Raw genomic sequence first — 16,442 nt, 5'->3', positions numbered from 1 at the left:
TGCGTTCACCTCTATTCGTCAGCCAGCCAAGTACGAAGCAAGTTGACGAATTCATCCGGCTTCTTCTTAGCAAGTGTTTCCAGTTGTTTGCGCACTTGGTTTTCATTCGTGACCGTATCCAAGTTGATCGATGGGAACTCAGGAGTAAGCGGCATTGAAATCTCCTCTTCCCCTTCTTCTTGGTTATTCCGGCGGCGGCGGAACAATAAAAACCCAACCCCGGCCAAAGCGAGCAACGCGGCTGCGCCAACGCCCCAGACCAGAGGATTCGAAAGAGTCAGCCCATTGGATGGTTGATCCTCCGTGTGGAACGGTTGCGAGAACACGGCAACCTTTTTCTGCAGATCCGTATCTGTATAGGTCGTTCCGGAATCCGCTAAGTATGATCGAACAATATTAGTAAGTATATTTTCGATTGCCCCTTGTGTGGTCACATCCAAAGTTTGTTCCCCGGCTGGCGGTTCAACGGCAACATTAATGGTTAAATCTTTTATAACGTATGGACTGGCAACGATATCTTTAGTGATTCGGTTAACCTCGTAATTGATCGTTGATGAAGATTCATCGGAAGTTGATCCCCCAGTGGTTTGCGTCGAAGGGTAGTTACTCACATCCGTCTGGCCCGTCCCAGGCACCCCGCTATCCGGAGTCCCTTGTCCTGTATAGCTTTTTTGGATTTTTTGGGCGCTGATAGCAATCCCCTGCATATTTTCGGTATCCACCGGCGTAACGAGATTATCCTTTTCACTAACCTGATCGAAATTCAGCTTCGAAGCTACGAGCACTTCAATCTTGTCCGGTCCGGTCAGCCTAGACAGAAATTGTTTGACGCTCTGACTAACGTCACTTTCAAACTTTTTCTGCAAAGCCATATTTTCTTGCACGGCACTCGAGAGTGAACCGCCGACGCCGCCTTCTTGTCCCGACGGGAGCAAAATCGTGTCGTCGCTGGAAGACAGCGAGATATTTTCCACCGGAAGATTAGGGACAGACGTTTTTACGAGATTAAAAAGTCCGTCAATGGCCTCCTGGTTGGGGCGGTATCCCGGTTTGAACTTTACGACAATGGATGCCGAAGCCTTTTCCTGCTCGTCCGGACTGGCAAATACGTTTTTATCCGGAAGATTAATCAACACCTTCGCATCATTGACGCCTTGCATCCGTTTCAGCAGCTGTTCGACTTCCCCGTTAAGGGCATTTTTGTATTTAACATTGAACTCGTTATCCGTCATCCCAACAAGCGAAGAGCCCTCATTAAAAGATTCAAGGCCAATCGACCCGTTTTGGACGATACCTTGCGAACCAATGTCCACTTTTACGCGCGCTGCTTCTTTACTTGGAACGGAAATTGTAGTTCCATCCGATCCCAATTTATACGGAATGCCCCCGGACTCCAAATAACTGATAATACCTGCTGCGTCCGTTGAATCCAGATTAGTAAAAGCCACATCATATTCCGTTTTGGAAAACTGGATCGTTAGCAATACAATGGCTAAAATGATGAAGGCAGCCGTTGATATCAGTAGCGTTTTCTGCTTTCTGCTGAATTGATTCCAGTAACCGGTCAATCGGCCCAGATACTGAGTGATTCTCTCATTCACAATGTCACCTCATCCGAAACATGTAGAGTCATTAAATTTGCGTACGCATAATCTCTTGATAAGCTTCTATCACTTTATTGCGAACCTGCGTAGTCAATTGCAAACTTAACAAGGCTTGTTCCGAGGTAATCATCATTTGATCGGCATTCACTTTACCGAGAATAAATTGATTGTTCACTTGCCCGGCATTAGTCTCAAGCGCAGCTACCCCGTTCAAAGCGTCAGTGAGATAAGAACCAAATTCCTTGATGGACTCCGCCGGGGTGGCAGATTGCGGTTTACTTAATTGCACAGCCCCTTCCATAGTTTTGACAGGATTAAGATTCACATTTTCGATCAACGTCAACACTCCTCTAAGTACTGTGATATTCTATCTATTTTCCTATCTGCAGTGCTTTGGTAAACATAGCTTTGCTGGCATTAAACGCCGTCACGTTAGCTTCATAGGATCGGGAAGCCGACATCATATCCACCATTTCCTTCAGAATATCCACATTCGGCATATATACATAGCCTTCACTGTCCGCATCAGGGTTTGTCGGGTTATAAACAGGCTTAAAAGGAGCCGGATCATCTTCAATTTTCGTTATTTTCACGCCTTGGCTGCTTGGCTCATTACCCATGGCTGCGTTTAAGGCATTGTCAAAATTCACTTGTTTCGGGGTCATAACAACGGTCTTCCGCCGATATGGGACCGCCTTTCCGTCTACTACGGAAGCTCTAGTGGTATCCGCATTAGCAATGTTCGAAGAAATAACGTCCATTCTAAGACGTTGTGCGGTAAGAGCGGAAGAACTGACACTGAAGCTGTTATTGATATTCATCGTTCACTATCTCCCTTCAACAGCGGTTCGTTTCATTTTGATCAAATAGTTCATTTGTTCGACATAAGCGTTGTACCGAAGCTGGTTTTCCGCTAGCAAACTCATTTCACTGTCGATGTCCACGTTATTCTGGTTGTTGTTCATCGCTGTCGATTGATCCGTTGTGACTTTAGGCTGTGGGACTCCGGACGACGGACCTATAACAAAATGCCTAGAATTCGTTCTTCGGCCCTGTAATTCAGGCATGTCTCCGTTCATTTCGTTTTGCAATAATGTCTCGAAGGATACATCCGATCGCTTGAAATAGGGGGTGTCATTATTGGCAATATTATTGGAAACAACCCCCTGCCGAAGATCGGCGGCCTGAATTGCCGTTTCAAGTCGGTTGAACCCTACCCCATTTAACAACTGCATTGACACGCCTCCTTGAAAATTCATGAAAAATGTTTCTTTGTCTTTATTTCAACAATCTTTTTTTAATTCCTTTTTCTTTCGACAAAATCTTGGATTTTCTAATCTTTCTTATGTCCTATTGTCAAAAAAAATGACCTAATGCCATATATCCTAAGTTTCATGGAGATTCGACATTATTACAATAAGAAAAAAGCCCTATCTTTACATTTTTTTACGTATTTCTTTCTTCTATATGTAGATTTTACTATATACCATGCGCTAAATGGGTATAATTAGATCACAGCAAATCAAGAATTTTGTCAAAAAACGAAATAAAAAAGACCGTACCCAATAAAATGGGACTTACGGTCTTTGGTGAAACTTCCAGCTATTTCATCAGACTTTATAAAATAAACTGACTCAGATCCCGATCCTGCGCAATGTCCCCCAGCTTTTCACGAACGTATTCCGGAGTAATCACCATTTTATCCAGAGTAAGCTCTGGCGCTTCAAAGGACAAATCTTCAAGCAGCTTCTCCAATATAGTGTGAAGCCTGCGCGCCCCGATGTTCTCCGTATTGGTATTGACGGTGGCAGCGATTCGGGCGATTTCCTGAATAGCTTCTTTTGAAAACTCGATTTCAACATCTTCAGTTCGCAGCAATTCAATATATTGCTTGGTCAGGGCATTTTGAGGCTCGGTTAGAATCGAAACGAAATCATCAAGCGACAAGCTGCTGAGTTCGACCCGGATCGGAAACCGGCCTTGCAGCTCGGGAATCAGATCGGAAGGCTTCGCAATGTGAAAAGCACCTGCGGCAATAAACAAAATGTAGTCGGTTTTAATCGGGCCATATTTCGTCATTACTGTCGAACCTTCTACAATGGGCAAAATATCACGCTGCACCCCTTCGCGGGATACATCCGGACCGGAACCTTGCCCCCGGCTGGCCACTTTATCGATTTCGTCGATAAAGATAATCCCGGTCTGCTCCGCCCGTGTCACCGCTTCTTGAATCAAATCGTCCTGATCGATGAGCTTGGCGGCTTCTTCCTGAGTCAATACCTTGCGCGCTTCCTTGACGGACAGCTTGCGTTTCTTTGTACGCCTTGGCAGCAAATTGCCGAACATCTCCTGCATGTTCATGCCAAGCTGATCATTGCCTTGACCCGCGAACATATCCATCATGGTCGGAGTTGTGTCCTCCACTTCTACTTCGACAATATCATTCTCCAATTGGCCGGCCAGCAGTTTGAAGCGGACTTGCCGGCGACGTTCGGTGATTCCGCCGTCCTCCTCGCTAGGATCTGAAGGGTCGGAGGAGCCGTTTTGATTACCGCCCCCGAACAGCATTTCAAACGGATTTCGTCCGTTTTTCGACTTGTTTTCGGAAGGAACAAGAATTTGGACGAGCCGTTCGTTCGCCAGATCTTCCGCTTTGTCCTTCACTTTCTCGGTACGTTCCAGCTTCACTGTGCGGATAGCCGTTTCAATCAAGTCCCGGACCATGGACTCAACGTCTCTTCCAACATAACCCACCTCGGTGAACTTGGTGGCCTCCACTTTGATAAAAGGCGCTCCCACGAGTTTGGCCAAACGGCGCGCAATTTCCGTCTTGCCCACGCCGGTCGGGCCGATCATAAGTATGTTTTTCGGCACAATTTCGTCCTGCACTTCGTCGTTTAAGAGGCTTCGCCGATAACGATTACGCAAGGCAACGGCAACGGATTTTTTGGCCTGCTTTTGACCCACGATATATTTATCCAGTTCGGCAACAATTTGTCTGGGTGTTAAATTTGCGTTTGACATGATACGTCCCTCCCGAAAATAATTCACTTTCCTCTGTGTCCTTGTAATCGCGGCCGCATCAAAGCTCTTCGACAATAATATTGCTGTTGGTGTACACGCAAATTTCCGAAGCGATCTGCAGCGACTCCCGCACGATATCTTTGGCCTCCATTTGCCCCGCATGCCGCTTCAGCGCGCGGGCTGCCGAAAGGGCGAAGTTACCGCCGGAGCCGATCGCAAGTACGTCATCGTCCGGCTCGATAATTTCGCCTCCGCCGGAAATTAGCAGCATCCCCGATTTATCCATCACGATCAAAAGAGCCTCAAGCTTGCGCAATACCCGATCCTGACGCCAATCTTTGGCAAGTTCTACAGCCGCTCTTTGCAGATTTCCGTGATGTTCTTCCAGCTTGCCTTCAAATTTCTCAAAAAGCGTAATAGCGTCCGCCACTGAACCGGCAAAACCGGCCAACACTTGACCACGGTATAATCGGCGGACTTTTTTTGCGGTTTGCTTCATAACAACGCTTTCGCCGAAAGTGACTTGCCCGTCACCGGCGATCGCTCCCTTTCCGTTATGACGAACGGCGCAAATGGTAGTGGCGTGAAAAGTAGGAATCATGGGTTCGACTTCCTTTCAAGTGTTATTCTCAACCCTCCCAAACCCTCCCTTACCGTAAGGGAGGGCCCCAAGGGCTTGCAGCCCTCTGGACTCCCGCAAACTGGGATAACGTTGGAGTAGTAGAGGCGCTCCTGACGCTGTTCCCTTCGGGAATGCGCTTGGACTATGTGCTTGGATCGCTTTTCTCCCCTTTGGGGTACGTCTTACTTTGCGAGCTCCCGGGTTACCTGGTTATACCTTTGACTGACGAGGGAGCGACTCTGGCGCTCCTAACGCTGTTCCCTTCGGGAATGCGCGCTTGGACTATGTGCGTGGAACGCTTTTCTCCCCTTCGGGGTACGTCCTATTTTGGGAGTTCCCGGGTTACCTGGTTATACCTTTGAATGACGGAGGAGTCACTCAGGCGCTCCTATCGCTGTTCCCTTCGGGAATGCGCTTGGACTATGTGCGTGGAACGCTTTTCTCCCCTTCGGGGTACGTCTTACTTTGGGAGTTCCCGGGTTACCTGGTTACACCCTTGCCTAACGGGGGAGTCACACAGGCGCTCCTATCGCTGTTCCCTTCGGGAATGCGCTTGGGTTGCGTGCTTAAAGCAACTGGGGATTGCACCTGTTCATACGCTAGTTCTATGGTATGACTCACTGTACTTAACAGATTACCTTTTTATCCTGAAGGATGCAAAAAAAACGGTGGTTAGACCAACCGTTCTTTTGTCATGAATGCTTTTAAGCTTTGTAGGGCGCGGTTTGCGAGCGCCTCGTTTTTCTCCGCTTTTTTGCGGTAGCGGGTGTCAAGCTTCGGAAACAGTCCGAAGTTGGCGTTCATCGGCTGAAAATGCTCGAAGTCCGCAGTCGTAATATAGTTGGCCATACTGCCGAGCGTAGTGTCCTCGGGGAAAACGATCCCCTCCTGGCCGGCCGCGGCCCGGGCGGCATTGATGCCCGCGATCAAGCCGGAAGCGGCGGATTCGACGTAGCCTTCGACACCGGTCATTTGTCCGGCGAAAAAGAGCTGCGGCCGCGACCTCAATTGATACGTCGGGCCGAGAAGCTTCGGCGAGTTGATGAACGTGTTGCGGTGCATCACGCCGTAACGGACGAATTCGGCGTTTTCCAGGCCCGGAATCATGGAAAAGACGCGTTTTTGCTCGCCCCATTTGAGGTGGGTCTGGAAGCCGACCAGATTGTACAGCGTTCCCGCCGCGTTGTCCTGACGAAGCTGAACGACAGCATAAGGCAAAGTGCCTGTATGAGGATTTATCAAGCCAACCGGCTTCATTGGTCCGAACAGGGCTGTCTGTTTGCCGCGTTGCATCATGATCTCGATTGGCATGCAGCCTTCGAAATAGACTTCTTTTTCAAATCCCTTGAGCTGCGCTACTTCGGCGTTGATCAATGCGTCGTAGAAAGCATCAAATTCCTCTTCGTTCATCGGACAGTTAAGATATGCCGCTTCGCCCTTGTCATAGCGGGAAGCAAGGTAGACCTTGTTCATGTCGATCGAATCCTTCTCCACAATCGGAGCAGCGGCATCGTAAAAGTAGAAGTAGTCCTCTCCGGTCAAACGCGCAACTTGTTCGGATAAAGCCGGAGACGTTAGCGGGCCCGTCGCAATGACGACGATGCCATCGCTTGGAATCTCCTTGATCTCTTCGTTGATCACTTCCACCATCGGGTGTTCATGAAGCGTCCGCGTAATTTCTCCTGAGAAGCCGTCGCGGTCCACCGCAAGCGCCCCGCCAGCCGGCACCGCGTTGCGGTCCGCCGCGCCGAGGACAAGAGAGTTCAGCATCCGCATCTCTTCCTTCAGGACGCCCACCGCGTTGGTTAGGCCGTTCGCCCGCAGCGAATTACTGCATACCAATTCGGCAAATTTATCCGTATGATGCGCCGGCGTCTTGACGACCGGACGCATTTCGTACAAGGTCACGGGGATACCGCGGCTTGCAAGCTGCCAGGCTGCTTCGCTGCCCGCCAGACCCGCTCCTATGACGGTAACACTATTCGATTCTGCCAATTGTATCCCCCCTAAAAGCTGTATGCATTATCTCTATGGTGACGATCATTCTTCAATCGCGTCAAACGCGTCGTCGTTTTCCTCGATCGCTTCGACATAATCGCAAGCGGTACACTGAAGCTTTCCGCCTTGTTTGTTGCGCTTCTCCACAAGAAGCGATCCGCATTTCGGGCAAGGCTTTGGCGACGGCTTATCCCAGGATACGAAATCGCATTCCGGATACCGGTCGCAGCCGTAAAAGACTCTTCCTTTTTTGCTGCGACGTTCGACGACGTGTCCTTCTTTGCATTTCGGGCAAGTTACGCCGATATCTTTGACAATCGGTTTCGTGTTCCGGCATTCCGGGAAACCGGAGCAGGCCAGAAACTTCCCAAACCGCCCCAGCTTATACACCATCGGCCGGCCGCATTTTTCGCATATTTCATCGGAGACCTCGTCTTCGATTTCGATTTCCTTCATTTCCTCCTCGGCGACGACAAGCCGTTTCTCAAACGACTCATAAAAATCGCCCAGGACCCGAACCCAATCCTCCGAGCCTTCCTCAACATGGTCAAGATCTTCTTCCATGTGGGCGGTAAATTCTACATCGAGGATTTCCGGGAAAAATTGCTCCATTTGCTCAATGATCAGTTCGCCGAGCTCGGTCGGCATGAACTTCTTCTCCTCAAGCGCGACGTAACCGCGTTTCTGGATCGTTTCGAGCGTAGGGGCATATGTGCTTGGACGGCCAATCCCAAGTTCCTCAAGCGTTTTCACTAGCCGGGCTTCCGTGTAGCGCGGAGGCGGCTGCGTGAAATGCTGTTTGGGATCGATTTCTTCGTTTTTTACCACATCCCCCGCGTTTAACGGCGGCAGGAATTTTTCGTCGTCCGCAACGCTTCCGTCGTCATTGCCTTCCACATACACCTTCATGAATCCTTGGAAACGGATCTTGGAGCCAACCGCGCGGAAAATGGTATCCCCCGCAGCGATATCGACGGATAAAGTATCCAGTACCGCGGACGACATTTGGCTCGCCATAAACCGGTCCCAAACCAGCTTATACAGACGGTATTGATCGCGGCTCGTAAACTCCTTGACGGATTCCGGATCGCGCAGCACGGAGGTCGGACGAATCGCTTCATGCGCATCCTGTGCCCCCGCAGCCTTTTTGGAATATTGGCGCGGCGTTTCCGGCGCAAAGGAGTCGCCGAATTTGGACACGATATACTCTTTGGCCTCTTCCTGAGCCGAAGAAGCGATCCGCGTCGAGTCCGTACGCATGTAAGTGATCAGACCGACGGTGCCTTCCTTCCCGAGATCGACGCCCTCGTACAGCTGCTGGGCAACCGACATTGTTTTGGCGGCGCGGAAATTCAACTTGCGGGCCGCTTCCTGCTGCAGCGAACTTGTCGTAAACGGAGCCGCCGGATGGCGGAGGCGTTCCTTCTCTTTAACGTCCGAAACGCGAAATTCAGCTTGTTCGATCGATTTTAAAATAGCTTTAACTTGTTCTTCGTTAGAGAGTTCCAGTCTTTCGCCGTTCAGCTTATGGAACTTGGCTTCAAACGAAGTGTCCCCCGTTCTTAGCCTCGCCGTAATGCTCCAATACTCCTCCGGCACGAAAGCGGAAATTTCATTTTCCCGGTCCAAAATGATCTTAACGGCAACCGACTGAACGCGTCCGGCCGACAAGCCTTTCTTGACCTTCTTCCATAAAAGCGGGCTGATTTTGTACCCCACGAGCCGGTCCAAAATACGCCGTGCTTGCTGGGCGTTGACCAGATCCATATTGATTTTGCGCGGGGTTTTAAACGCGTCTTTTACCGCTTGCTTCGTAATTTCGTTAAACACGACGCGGCATGTTTCCGTCTGATCTACGTCCAGAACGTGGGCCAGATGCCAAGCAATCGCTTCTCCTTCACGATCGGGGTCGGCTGCCAGATAGATTTTCTTGACTTTCTTACTGGCATCCTTCAATTCTTTCAGTACTGAACCCTTCCCACGGATCGTAATATACTTTGGACTGAAGTCGTTTTCCACTTCAACCCCAATTTGGCTCTTGGGCAAATCGCGAACATGACCCATTGAGGCTTTCACGATGTATTTACTGCCTAAGTATTTGCCAATCGTTTTCGCCTTGGCAGGCGATTCCACGATGACGAGTGAATCCGCCACAGGTTCATCCTCCTCTCGAACAATGCAAAACTTCATTCTCATATAGTCATATATTAAGTTGACACTCACGGATAGGAATGGACTATATTAGTTGAAAAACGGAACCGGGCAGTTGGACCGCCGTTTTTTTCATGATTAAAGATAACAGAACTGAATGTAAAAGTCCAAAATCCCAGTTTGTCCGAAACAATAAATCATCAAAACTCGTGATGCCCTGCTCCAACATATGGTATATGCGCCACTCCTCTTCTGTCAACTCGTTTCCCTTAGGAGCTTGCGGGACAGGTGATTTGACGGAAGATAAGCCGACCTCGTACTCTTCCAAAATATCCTTGGCTTCCGTCACGATTTTGGCGCCTTGCCGAAGCAATGCAAGCGTACCTCTGCTCTTTGGCGAGGTGATGGGACCCGGCACCGCAAACACGTCCCGATTCGCTTCCAGCGCGAGGTCCGCCGTGATGAGGGATCCGCTGCGCGCATCCGCTTCCACCACTACGGTCCCCCGGCTCAAACCGGCGATAATCCGGTTTCGCTGGGGAAATAGCCCGGGATGACCCGGCGTACCGATCGAGTATTCGGAAACGATGAGGCCCCGCTCCGCGATACTCCTATATAACGAGCTGTGCTCGAGAGGATAAGCGACATCGATTGCGGTTCCGAGTACGGCGATCGTAGTTCCTCCACTGTTCAGCGCGGCTTCGTGGCAGACGCCGTCAATACCGCGCGCAAGCCCGCTTACCACTGCAATGCCATGGGCGCTTAATTCTTCGCTCAGCATCGTTCCAACTTTACGGCCATAAGCCGTCGGTATCCGCGTACCTACCATGGCAACCGACAGGGACGACAACAAGCTCGTATCGCCAAGAGCGTACAGCACCCAAGGCGGCCGCGCCGTTTCCTTCAATAATATCGGGTATTCTTCGTCAAAATACGTGATCGTGCGAATGCCTTTTTGAGCGGCAAGATGAAATCGCTCCTCCATCCAGCTTTCGGTATACCGCTCGGACATCTCCAGGGCCAGCTCAGAGTCCAGCCCCCTGGCTAGCCAGTCCGCCGTGGAAAATAGAGGCGCATCTTCCCACATCCCATCGTAATCCAAAATATTCTTGATTCTCTTCCAACCCAATCCGGAACTCTCATGCAATCCAATCAAAATGTCTCTCTTCTCCATATCCTTTCCCTCCACTCCCAAAAAATGAGCCGTAACCGCAAAAAGCAACCTTCCGCCATTTGCCGTTCATGGCTAAGAAGGTTGCTTACCTTTACGATGGTTATAAGTATTAGTGCGTCGTGCACAAATTCAAAATGCCTCTGTCCTCAAGCACCTGAACCAGAGTCGCTCCCATTTCCGCAGGCGTTGGAGCCACTTTGATGCCGCAGGCCTCCAATTTGGCAATCTTTTCTTTGGCCGTTCCCTTTCCTCCGGAAATAATGGCGCCCGCATGCCCCATCCGTTTGCCCGGAGGAGCCGTTACACCGCCGATAAAGCCGACAACCGGTTTCGTCATATTCTCGCGAATCCACTCTGCCGCCTCTTCCTCTGCGGTCCCGCCGATTTCACCGATCATGATTACGGCGTGCGTATCGTCATCGTCGTTGAAGCGGCGCAAAATATCGATAAATTCCGATCCCTTGACGGGGTCTCCCCCGATACCGACGGCCGAGGATTGGCCGATGCCGCGTGTCGTTAGCTGATGTACCGCTTCATAGGTAAGCGTGCCGCTGCGGGAAACGACGCCGACGTGCCCGGACAAATGAATATATCCCGGCATAATGCCGATCTTGCACTCTCCCGGAGTAATGACGCCAGGGCAATTCGGCCCGATCAATACTGTCTTTTTGCCTTCCATATAACGTTTTACCTTTACCATATCCAGCACAGGAATACCTTCCGTGATGCAGATGACAAGGTCTAATTCCGCTTCGACCGCCTCAAGAATGGAATCTGCCGCAAACGCCGGCGGCACATAGATCACGCTCGCCGTAGCCCCGGTGGCTTCTTTGGCTTCCTGCACAGTATTAAAAACAGGCAGACTTACCGTTTTTCCGTTTTCGAGCGCAATGTTCACCGATGTTCCGCCTTTGCCCGGAGAAGTTCCCCCGACCATCTGCGTGCCGTAATCCAGGGCGCCTTTGGCATGAAACAGGGCGGTCTTCCCTGTAATCCCCTGGGTGATGACCTTTGTATTTTTATCGACCAAAATACTCATATTTCGAGCCTCCCCTTATGGATTAGGTAATTGCCGGATTACGAAACGAGGGCAACAATTTTTTGCGCGCCGTCCGCCATCGAATCCGCGGAAATGATGGCCAATCCCGAAGCTGCCAAAATCCGCTTGCCAAGCTCGACGTTGGTTCCCTCAAGCCGCACGACCAGGGGACGATCGAGGCCGACCTGCTGTGCCGCCTCAACGATCCCCGAAGCGATAACGTCGCATTTCATGATACCGCCAAAAATATTGACGAAGATCCCTTTCACTTTGGCATCCGACAAAATGATTTTGAACGCCTCGGTCACTTTCTCCGCCGTAGCGCCGCCCCCTACATCGAGGAAATTGGCCGGATCGCCTCCGTAATACTTGATGATGTCCATCGTGGCCATCGCAAGACCGGCTCCGTTGACCATGCAGCCGATGTTGCCGTCCAGGGCGATATAGCTCAGATCGAATTTCGAGGCTTCGATTTCTTTTCCGTCCTCTTCTTCAAGGTCGCGAAGGGCCAAAATATCCTTATGGCGGAACAGCGCATTGGAGTCGAAGTTCAGCTTGGCGTCCAAAGCCATGACGTTTCCGTCGCCGGTAACGACGAGCGGGTTAATCTCGGCGATGGAGCAATCTTTGTCCACAAAAGCTTCGTATAAGGCCATCATAAATTGAGCCGCTTTATTGACGAGTTCTTTCGGAATGTTGATGGCAAAAGCGAGCCGGCGCGCTTGATAAGCTTGCAGCCCCAGCGCAGGGTCGATGACTTCCTTGAAGATTTTCTCCGGTGCCTCTGCAGCAACCTCTTCAATCTCTGTTCCGCCCTCTTCGGAAGCCATGATGACAACGCGGCCGGTCCCCCGGTCCACTACGACGCCAACGTAATACTCTTTCTTAATATCGCAGCCCTGTTCGATCAAAAGACGCTTGACCTCTTTGCCTTCCGGCCCGGTCTGGTGCGTCACGAGCACTTTGCCGAGAATCTCACCGGCATAGTTCCGCACTTCATCCAGATTTTTCGCAACTTTGACGCCCCCGGCTTTCCCCCGGCCTCCGGCATGAATTTGCGCTTTAACGACCACGACAGGACTCCCGAGCGAAACGGCGGCTTCTACGGCTTCTTCAACCGTAAACGCCACTCGCCCTTCCGGAACGGCAACCCCATACTGCTTCAAAACTTCTTTTCCCTGATATTCATGGATATTCATACGTAAAATCCTCCTATCAACTGGTGATGTTAGAGGCTGTTCAAAATCGCCTTTCGGCTATTTGAAACTCGCACAAATTTTTCGCTCATTACACATAAAACCCAGATTATTGTAACACTATTTTAAAACGCTTTCCTTAAAAAGTTCATGATTTATACACAACTTTTTTATATCATTTCAATCTCAAAATGCGATGAATGAGCAGTAATCCATGAAACAACTGCTCTGAAAATATGAATCGCTTACATTTTGCCTATGTTACGTCAGCTCTGGGAATTCCAAATATCCATATCAACAATGGCTTATTGTGTATTTTGTGAAAAAGTTCTCAAAATGAGATGGGTTTTCGTGCTTTTTCGACAAATTCAAAATTCATCCTGTCATGTGACCTATTTTACTGAAAATCGATTTATGTAAGTGATTTAAAAGTTCTATACAAATAACATCAGAAGCTCTCCCCTAAATCCTGGAACCTCCGGTCCAACTGCCGATATTGAATCGCCTCGGCGACATGCCGCGCTTTGATTTCGGAACTCCCCTCCAAATCGGCAATCGTCCGTGCCAATTTTACGATCCGATCATGCGCCCGCATGCTAAGTCCAAGCGCCTCAAAAGAGGATTCGAGCAATTCACCAGCATCCCTTCCGATACCCGCATATTTGCGGAGTAAACTTTCCCTCAGTTCGCTATTGCGGCTTATTGCAAGCCCCGCGTAGCGCTTCTGCTGAATCTGTTCGGCACTCCTAACCTGCTCCCGCATCTCTTCCGAACTAAGCGGCTGCGCATCACTCTGCCAGCCCGCCGGGCGCGAAACCTCGACATGCATGTCAATCCGGTCGAGCAGCGGTCCCGAGATTTTCTCGCGGTACTGCGCGATTTTCCAAGGGCTGCAGGTACAGCGGGGAAGCGGAGGGGAAGAGCCAAGAAATCCACAGGGGCACGGATTCATTGAACCTGCCAGCAAGAAACCTGCTGGGAATGTAAAAGCCGCACGAGAGCGGCTGATTGTCACTTTTTGTTCCTCAAGCGGTTGGCGGAGTACTTCAAGCACATTTCTGGAAAACTCCGGAAGTTCATCGAGAAACAATACTCCATGGTGAGCAAGGCTGACCTCTCCCGGCTTCGGAATTCCTCCTCCGCCAATCAGGCCTCCTGCCGAAATCGTATGATGCGGCGCGCGAAAAGGGCGCCTTGCGATCAGGGTACGTTCAGAGTCTTTCAGTTTTCCGGCGGAGCTGTAAATTTTGGTCACTTCCAGCGACTCCTCCTGAGTCAGCGGAGGCAGGATGGAAGGAAGCCTGCGGATGAGCATCGTTTTTCCGGTTCCGGGCGGCCCCATGAGTAAAATATTATGGAATCCGGCGGCCGCGATCGTGAGCGCGCGTTTGATCTGGCGCTGGCCAAGCACGTCGCTGTAATTCTCAAGCACCTCTGCCGAAGAAAAAAACGCCTCGTCGGAGGTTCCGGTATTGTTTAGCTCCAAGTGAGCCAAAGACTGCAATTGAAGAGGGGAATCCGGTTCGGGGGCGGCTTGATTCTCGGGGGCAAGTTCGTCCAGATGGTTTAAACCGTAAACCCGGATACCTTCCAGCAGCAAGGCCTCTTCCGCGTTGCCTTTGGGCAACAGTACCGAGGTAAACCCCGCTTTCCGGGCCAAATCGACCATCGAGAGCACGCCGGGAACAGGGCGCAAAGATCCATCAAGCGACAGCTCTCCGATGATCAGCATCCGGTCCTCGTCAGGCAAAATTACCTGGCCGCTGGCTGCGAGCAGGGCGAGCGCAATCGCCAAATCAAAAGCGGTCCCTTCTTTGCGCAGATCGGCGGGCGCAAGATTAATAGTTACCCGCTGAAGCGGAAACGAATATCCGCAGTTCTTGATAGCCGCTCTAACCCGCTCAACGGCTTCGCGAACGGCCGAATCCGGCAAACCAACGATGCTTGTCTGGGGAATCCCGTTTGCCAGATCCACCTCGACTTCGATTAAAACCCCGTCAATGCCGTAGAGACACGAGCTGTACAATTTTCCGTACATAATAAAATACACCCTTTTCCAGTTAGTCGGATCCCGCATGATGACGTTGATCCATAGTTTGGAAAAAAGGTGCTTCCTTTTTGTCTTTCTTATTATTTTGCCTATCAATTCTATGTTAGTACTCGATATATATCCGTATTTTAGGAGACGAGTTATAAAATGTCAAGCTCAATTCAGAACGCCGCTATAATATGCTCGATACTCATCGCTTCGTCAGGTCCGAATGTTACGGCGACCACATCGAAACGAACGGGTAAAGCCGATTTTCCCGTTCGGTGAAGATAGATGGCCGCAGTCTCGCGGACCTGTCTGATTTTACGGGGCGTAATCGATTCGGCCGGCGTGCCGAAAGCCGCCGCCTGACGGCTGCGGCTGCGTACTTCAACGATAATGAGCGTGTTCTCATGCAAGACGATCAGGTCGATTTCTCCCGAACGGCAGCGCCAATTTCGTTCCAGCACCCGGTACCCTCTCGTCGCGAGATAATCGCACGCGGCCTGTTCCCCTTTGCGGCCCAACTCTTTACGCCCGTCTCCACGCGTTTTATTAAATTTTTCATCATTCACGGGGCAGCCCTCTTTCCGCAAGCTTATCGGAACGGTAAATAAAGCTGAGAATTTCTGCGACTAAAGTGTACAATTCCGATGGAATCTGCTGATCCAGATCCAGCTTGGACAGTACTTCAACCAGCGCAGCATCTTCCTGTACGGGGATTCCATGCTCTCTGGCCGTTTCCAAAATGCGTTCGGCGAGATGGCCGCTCCCTTTAGCTGCCACAACCGGGGCTTCGCTCTGAGCAGGGTCGTATTTCAGCGCTACCGCTTTCTTGAAAGCGCGCGAAGGCTCGTTTGACTGCTCACTCATACGCGGTAATCCACCCCTTTATACACACTTGGCGCATACGATAGCGGTACGCTGAAATCCAACGAATCGCTGTTCTCGGCGTTATCCGCCGGGATCAACGGCTCCGCTTTCATCGACAGTAGCCGGTAACCCGCTGTTGCGAGGGCCTCACTGATCTCGTCCTGCCTTGATTCCAGAAAAACCCCGGTCGTTTCCTGTTCGCTGTATATTTTCAGCAGAACTTTTTTATCCGCTACCTGAACATCCACCATAATTTGTCCCAATGCCTTCATTTGCAGGTCAAACCATAGCCGACAATTAGCGGGATCAAGTTGACCTTTTCGGCCGCGCCGGGATTCGATGTGCACGGCAGCCGTTTGGCCGCCGTCCGAGCCGATAAACGGCAGGAACATCGTAACCTGCGCAAATGGCGCGGTGCGGTCGGTATTGAGCAGCAACTGCTGCCCTGTCAGCTGCTGCACGAGCTGCCGCGCCGCCTCCCGCAGCGGCGCAGGCAAGTCATCCGCTGCGGCCGCCTGCAGCAGCAGCCCCTTCAGCGTGTCGTGCGGCGACACGCTTTTGGCGTCCAGGCTGCCGTCCAGCAGCCCCGGACGAAGACTCGCGGCAGCGGCGTCCGCATGCGCTGCCGCTGCTTTGCCGGCCGGCGCCGCTGCGCCGCCGGCTGCCTCGCCGCCCGCGCCTGCCGCGCGCTGCGCGGGCGCGTTCTCCGGCGCGGCCACAGGCCCACCGCCG

Annotated in this window: 14 protein-coding genes and 1 pseudogene; all 15 read right to left on the bottom strand. The window is 51.1% G+C overall.

What is annotated here, in order from left to right; genetic code table 11:
* Positions 1 to 11 precede the first annotated feature (11 nt).
* Entirely contained in the window at positions 12 to 1,601 is a 1,590-nt protein-coding gene (gene fliF, locus ACI48K_RS07690) for a flagellar basal-body MS-ring/collar protein FliF (RefSeq protein ID WP_475026995.1), read from the bottom strand.
* A 31-nt stretch (positions 1,602 to 1,632) separates the two neighbouring features.
* Complete coding sequence (gene fliE, locus ACI48K_RS07685) at positions 1,633 to 1,905, bottom strand: flagellar hook-basal body complex protein FliE (protein ID WP_475027300.1); 273 nt, start codon at positions 1,903 to 1,905, stop codon at positions 1,633 to 1,635.
* A 70-nt stretch (positions 1,906 to 1,975) separates the two neighbouring features.
* Positions 1,976 to 2,425: a flagellar basal body rod protein FlgC gene (gene flgC / locus ACI48K_RS07680; RefSeq protein WP_475026994.1), complete on the bottom strand. Its 450-nt coding sequence runs from the start codon at positions 2,423 to 2,425 to the stop codon at positions 1,976 to 1,978.
* Between the two features lie 6 nt (positions 2,426 to 2,431).
* Complete coding sequence (gene flgB, locus ACI48K_RS07675) at positions 2,432 to 2,839, bottom strand: flagellar basal body rod protein FlgB (RefSeq protein WP_475026993.1); 408 nt, start codon at positions 2,837 to 2,839, stop codon at positions 2,432 to 2,434.
* A 382-nt stretch (positions 2,840 to 3,221) separates the two neighbouring features.
* Positions 3,222 to 4,628 (bottom strand): ATP-dependent protease ATPase subunit HslU, encoded by a 1,407-nt coding sequence (gene hslU / locus ACI48K_RS07670; protein ID WP_475026992.1) that lies wholly within the window; start codon positions 4,626 to 4,628, stop codon positions 3,222 to 3,224.
* Between the two features lie 58 nt (positions 4,629 to 4,686).
* Complete coding sequence (gene hslV / locus ACI48K_RS07665; protein WP_475026991.1) at positions 4,687 to 5,229, bottom strand: ATP-dependent protease subunit HslV; 543 nt, start codon at positions 5,227 to 5,229, stop codon at positions 4,687 to 4,689.
* Positions 5,230 to 5,922: 693 nt separating this feature from the next.
* Positions 5,923 to 7,269 carry a methylenetetrahydrofolate--tRNA-(uracil(54)-C(5))-methyltransferase (FADH(2)-oxidizing) TrmFO gene (gene trmFO, locus ACI48K_RS07660; protein WP_475027299.1) on the bottom strand — a complete coding sequence of 449 codons (1,347 nt, stop codon included), beginning with the start codon at positions 7,267 to 7,269 and terminating at the stop codon, positions 5,923 to 5,925.
* A gap of 21 nt (positions 7,270 to 7,290) precedes the next feature.
* Positions 7,291 to 9,402 (bottom strand): type I DNA topoisomerase, encoded by a 2,112-nt coding sequence (topA, locus tag ACI48K_RS07655; protein ID WP_475026989.1) that lies wholly within the window; start codon positions 9,400 to 9,402, stop codon positions 7,291 to 7,293.
* 82 nt (positions 9,403 to 9,484) lie between these two features.
* The gene (dprA, locus tag ACI48K_RS07650; protein WP_475026988.1) at positions 9,485 to 10,573 is read right to left on the bottom strand and encodes a DNA-processing protein DprA; all 1,089 of its coding nucleotides are present in this window, start codon (positions 10,571 to 10,573) and stop codon (positions 9,485 to 9,487) included.
* Positions 10,574 to 10,682: 109 nt separating this feature from the next.
* On the bottom strand, positions 10,683 to 11,612 hold the full coding sequence (gene sucD / locus ACI48K_RS07645) for a succinate--CoA ligase subunit alpha (RefSeq protein WP_475026987.1): 930 nt from the start codon (positions 11,610 to 11,612) through the stop codon (positions 10,683 to 10,685).
* Positions 11,613 to 11,650: 38 nt separating this feature from the next.
* Positions 11,651 to 12,811 (bottom strand): ADP-forming succinate--CoA ligase subunit beta, encoded by a 1,161-nt coding sequence (gene sucC, locus ACI48K_RS07640; RefSeq protein ID WP_475026985.1) that lies wholly within the window; start codon positions 12,809 to 12,811, stop codon positions 11,651 to 11,653.
* 445 nt (positions 12,812 to 13,256) lie between these two features.
* Positions 13,257 to 14,846, bottom strand: a complete 1,590-nt coding sequence (locus tag ACI48K_RS07635) for a YifB family Mg chelatase-like AAA ATPase (protein WP_475026984.1) — start codon at positions 14,844 to 14,846, stop codon at positions 13,257 to 13,259.
* Positions 14,847 to 15,019: 173 nt separating this feature from the next.
* Positions 15,020 to 15,412, bottom strand: a complete 393-nt coding sequence (locus ACI48K_RS07630) for a YraN family protein (RefSeq protein WP_475026983.1) — start codon at positions 15,410 to 15,412, stop codon at positions 15,020 to 15,022.
* Positions 15,405 to 15,710, bottom strand: coding sequence for an EscU/YscU/HrcU family type III secretion system export apparatus switch protein (locus ACI48K_RS07625; RefSeq protein ID WP_475026982.1), 306 nt, complete (start codon positions 15,708 to 15,710; stop codon positions 15,405 to 15,407). Before ACI48K_RS07625 ends, ACI48K_RS07630 begins: the two co-directional genes overlap by 8 nt.
* Positions 15,707 to 16,442: pseudogene (locus ACI48K_RS07620) on the bottom strand (flagellar hook-length control protein FliK); the annotation flags it as partial. The gene ACI48K_RS07625 and the pseudogene ACI48K_RS07620, both read right to left, overlap by 4 nt.

It is taken from the genome of Paenibacillus terrisolis (genome assembly GCF_056171975.1).
Note: the sequence above shows the minus strand (reverse complement) of the source record. Positions and strands in the feature narration are given on the sequence as shown.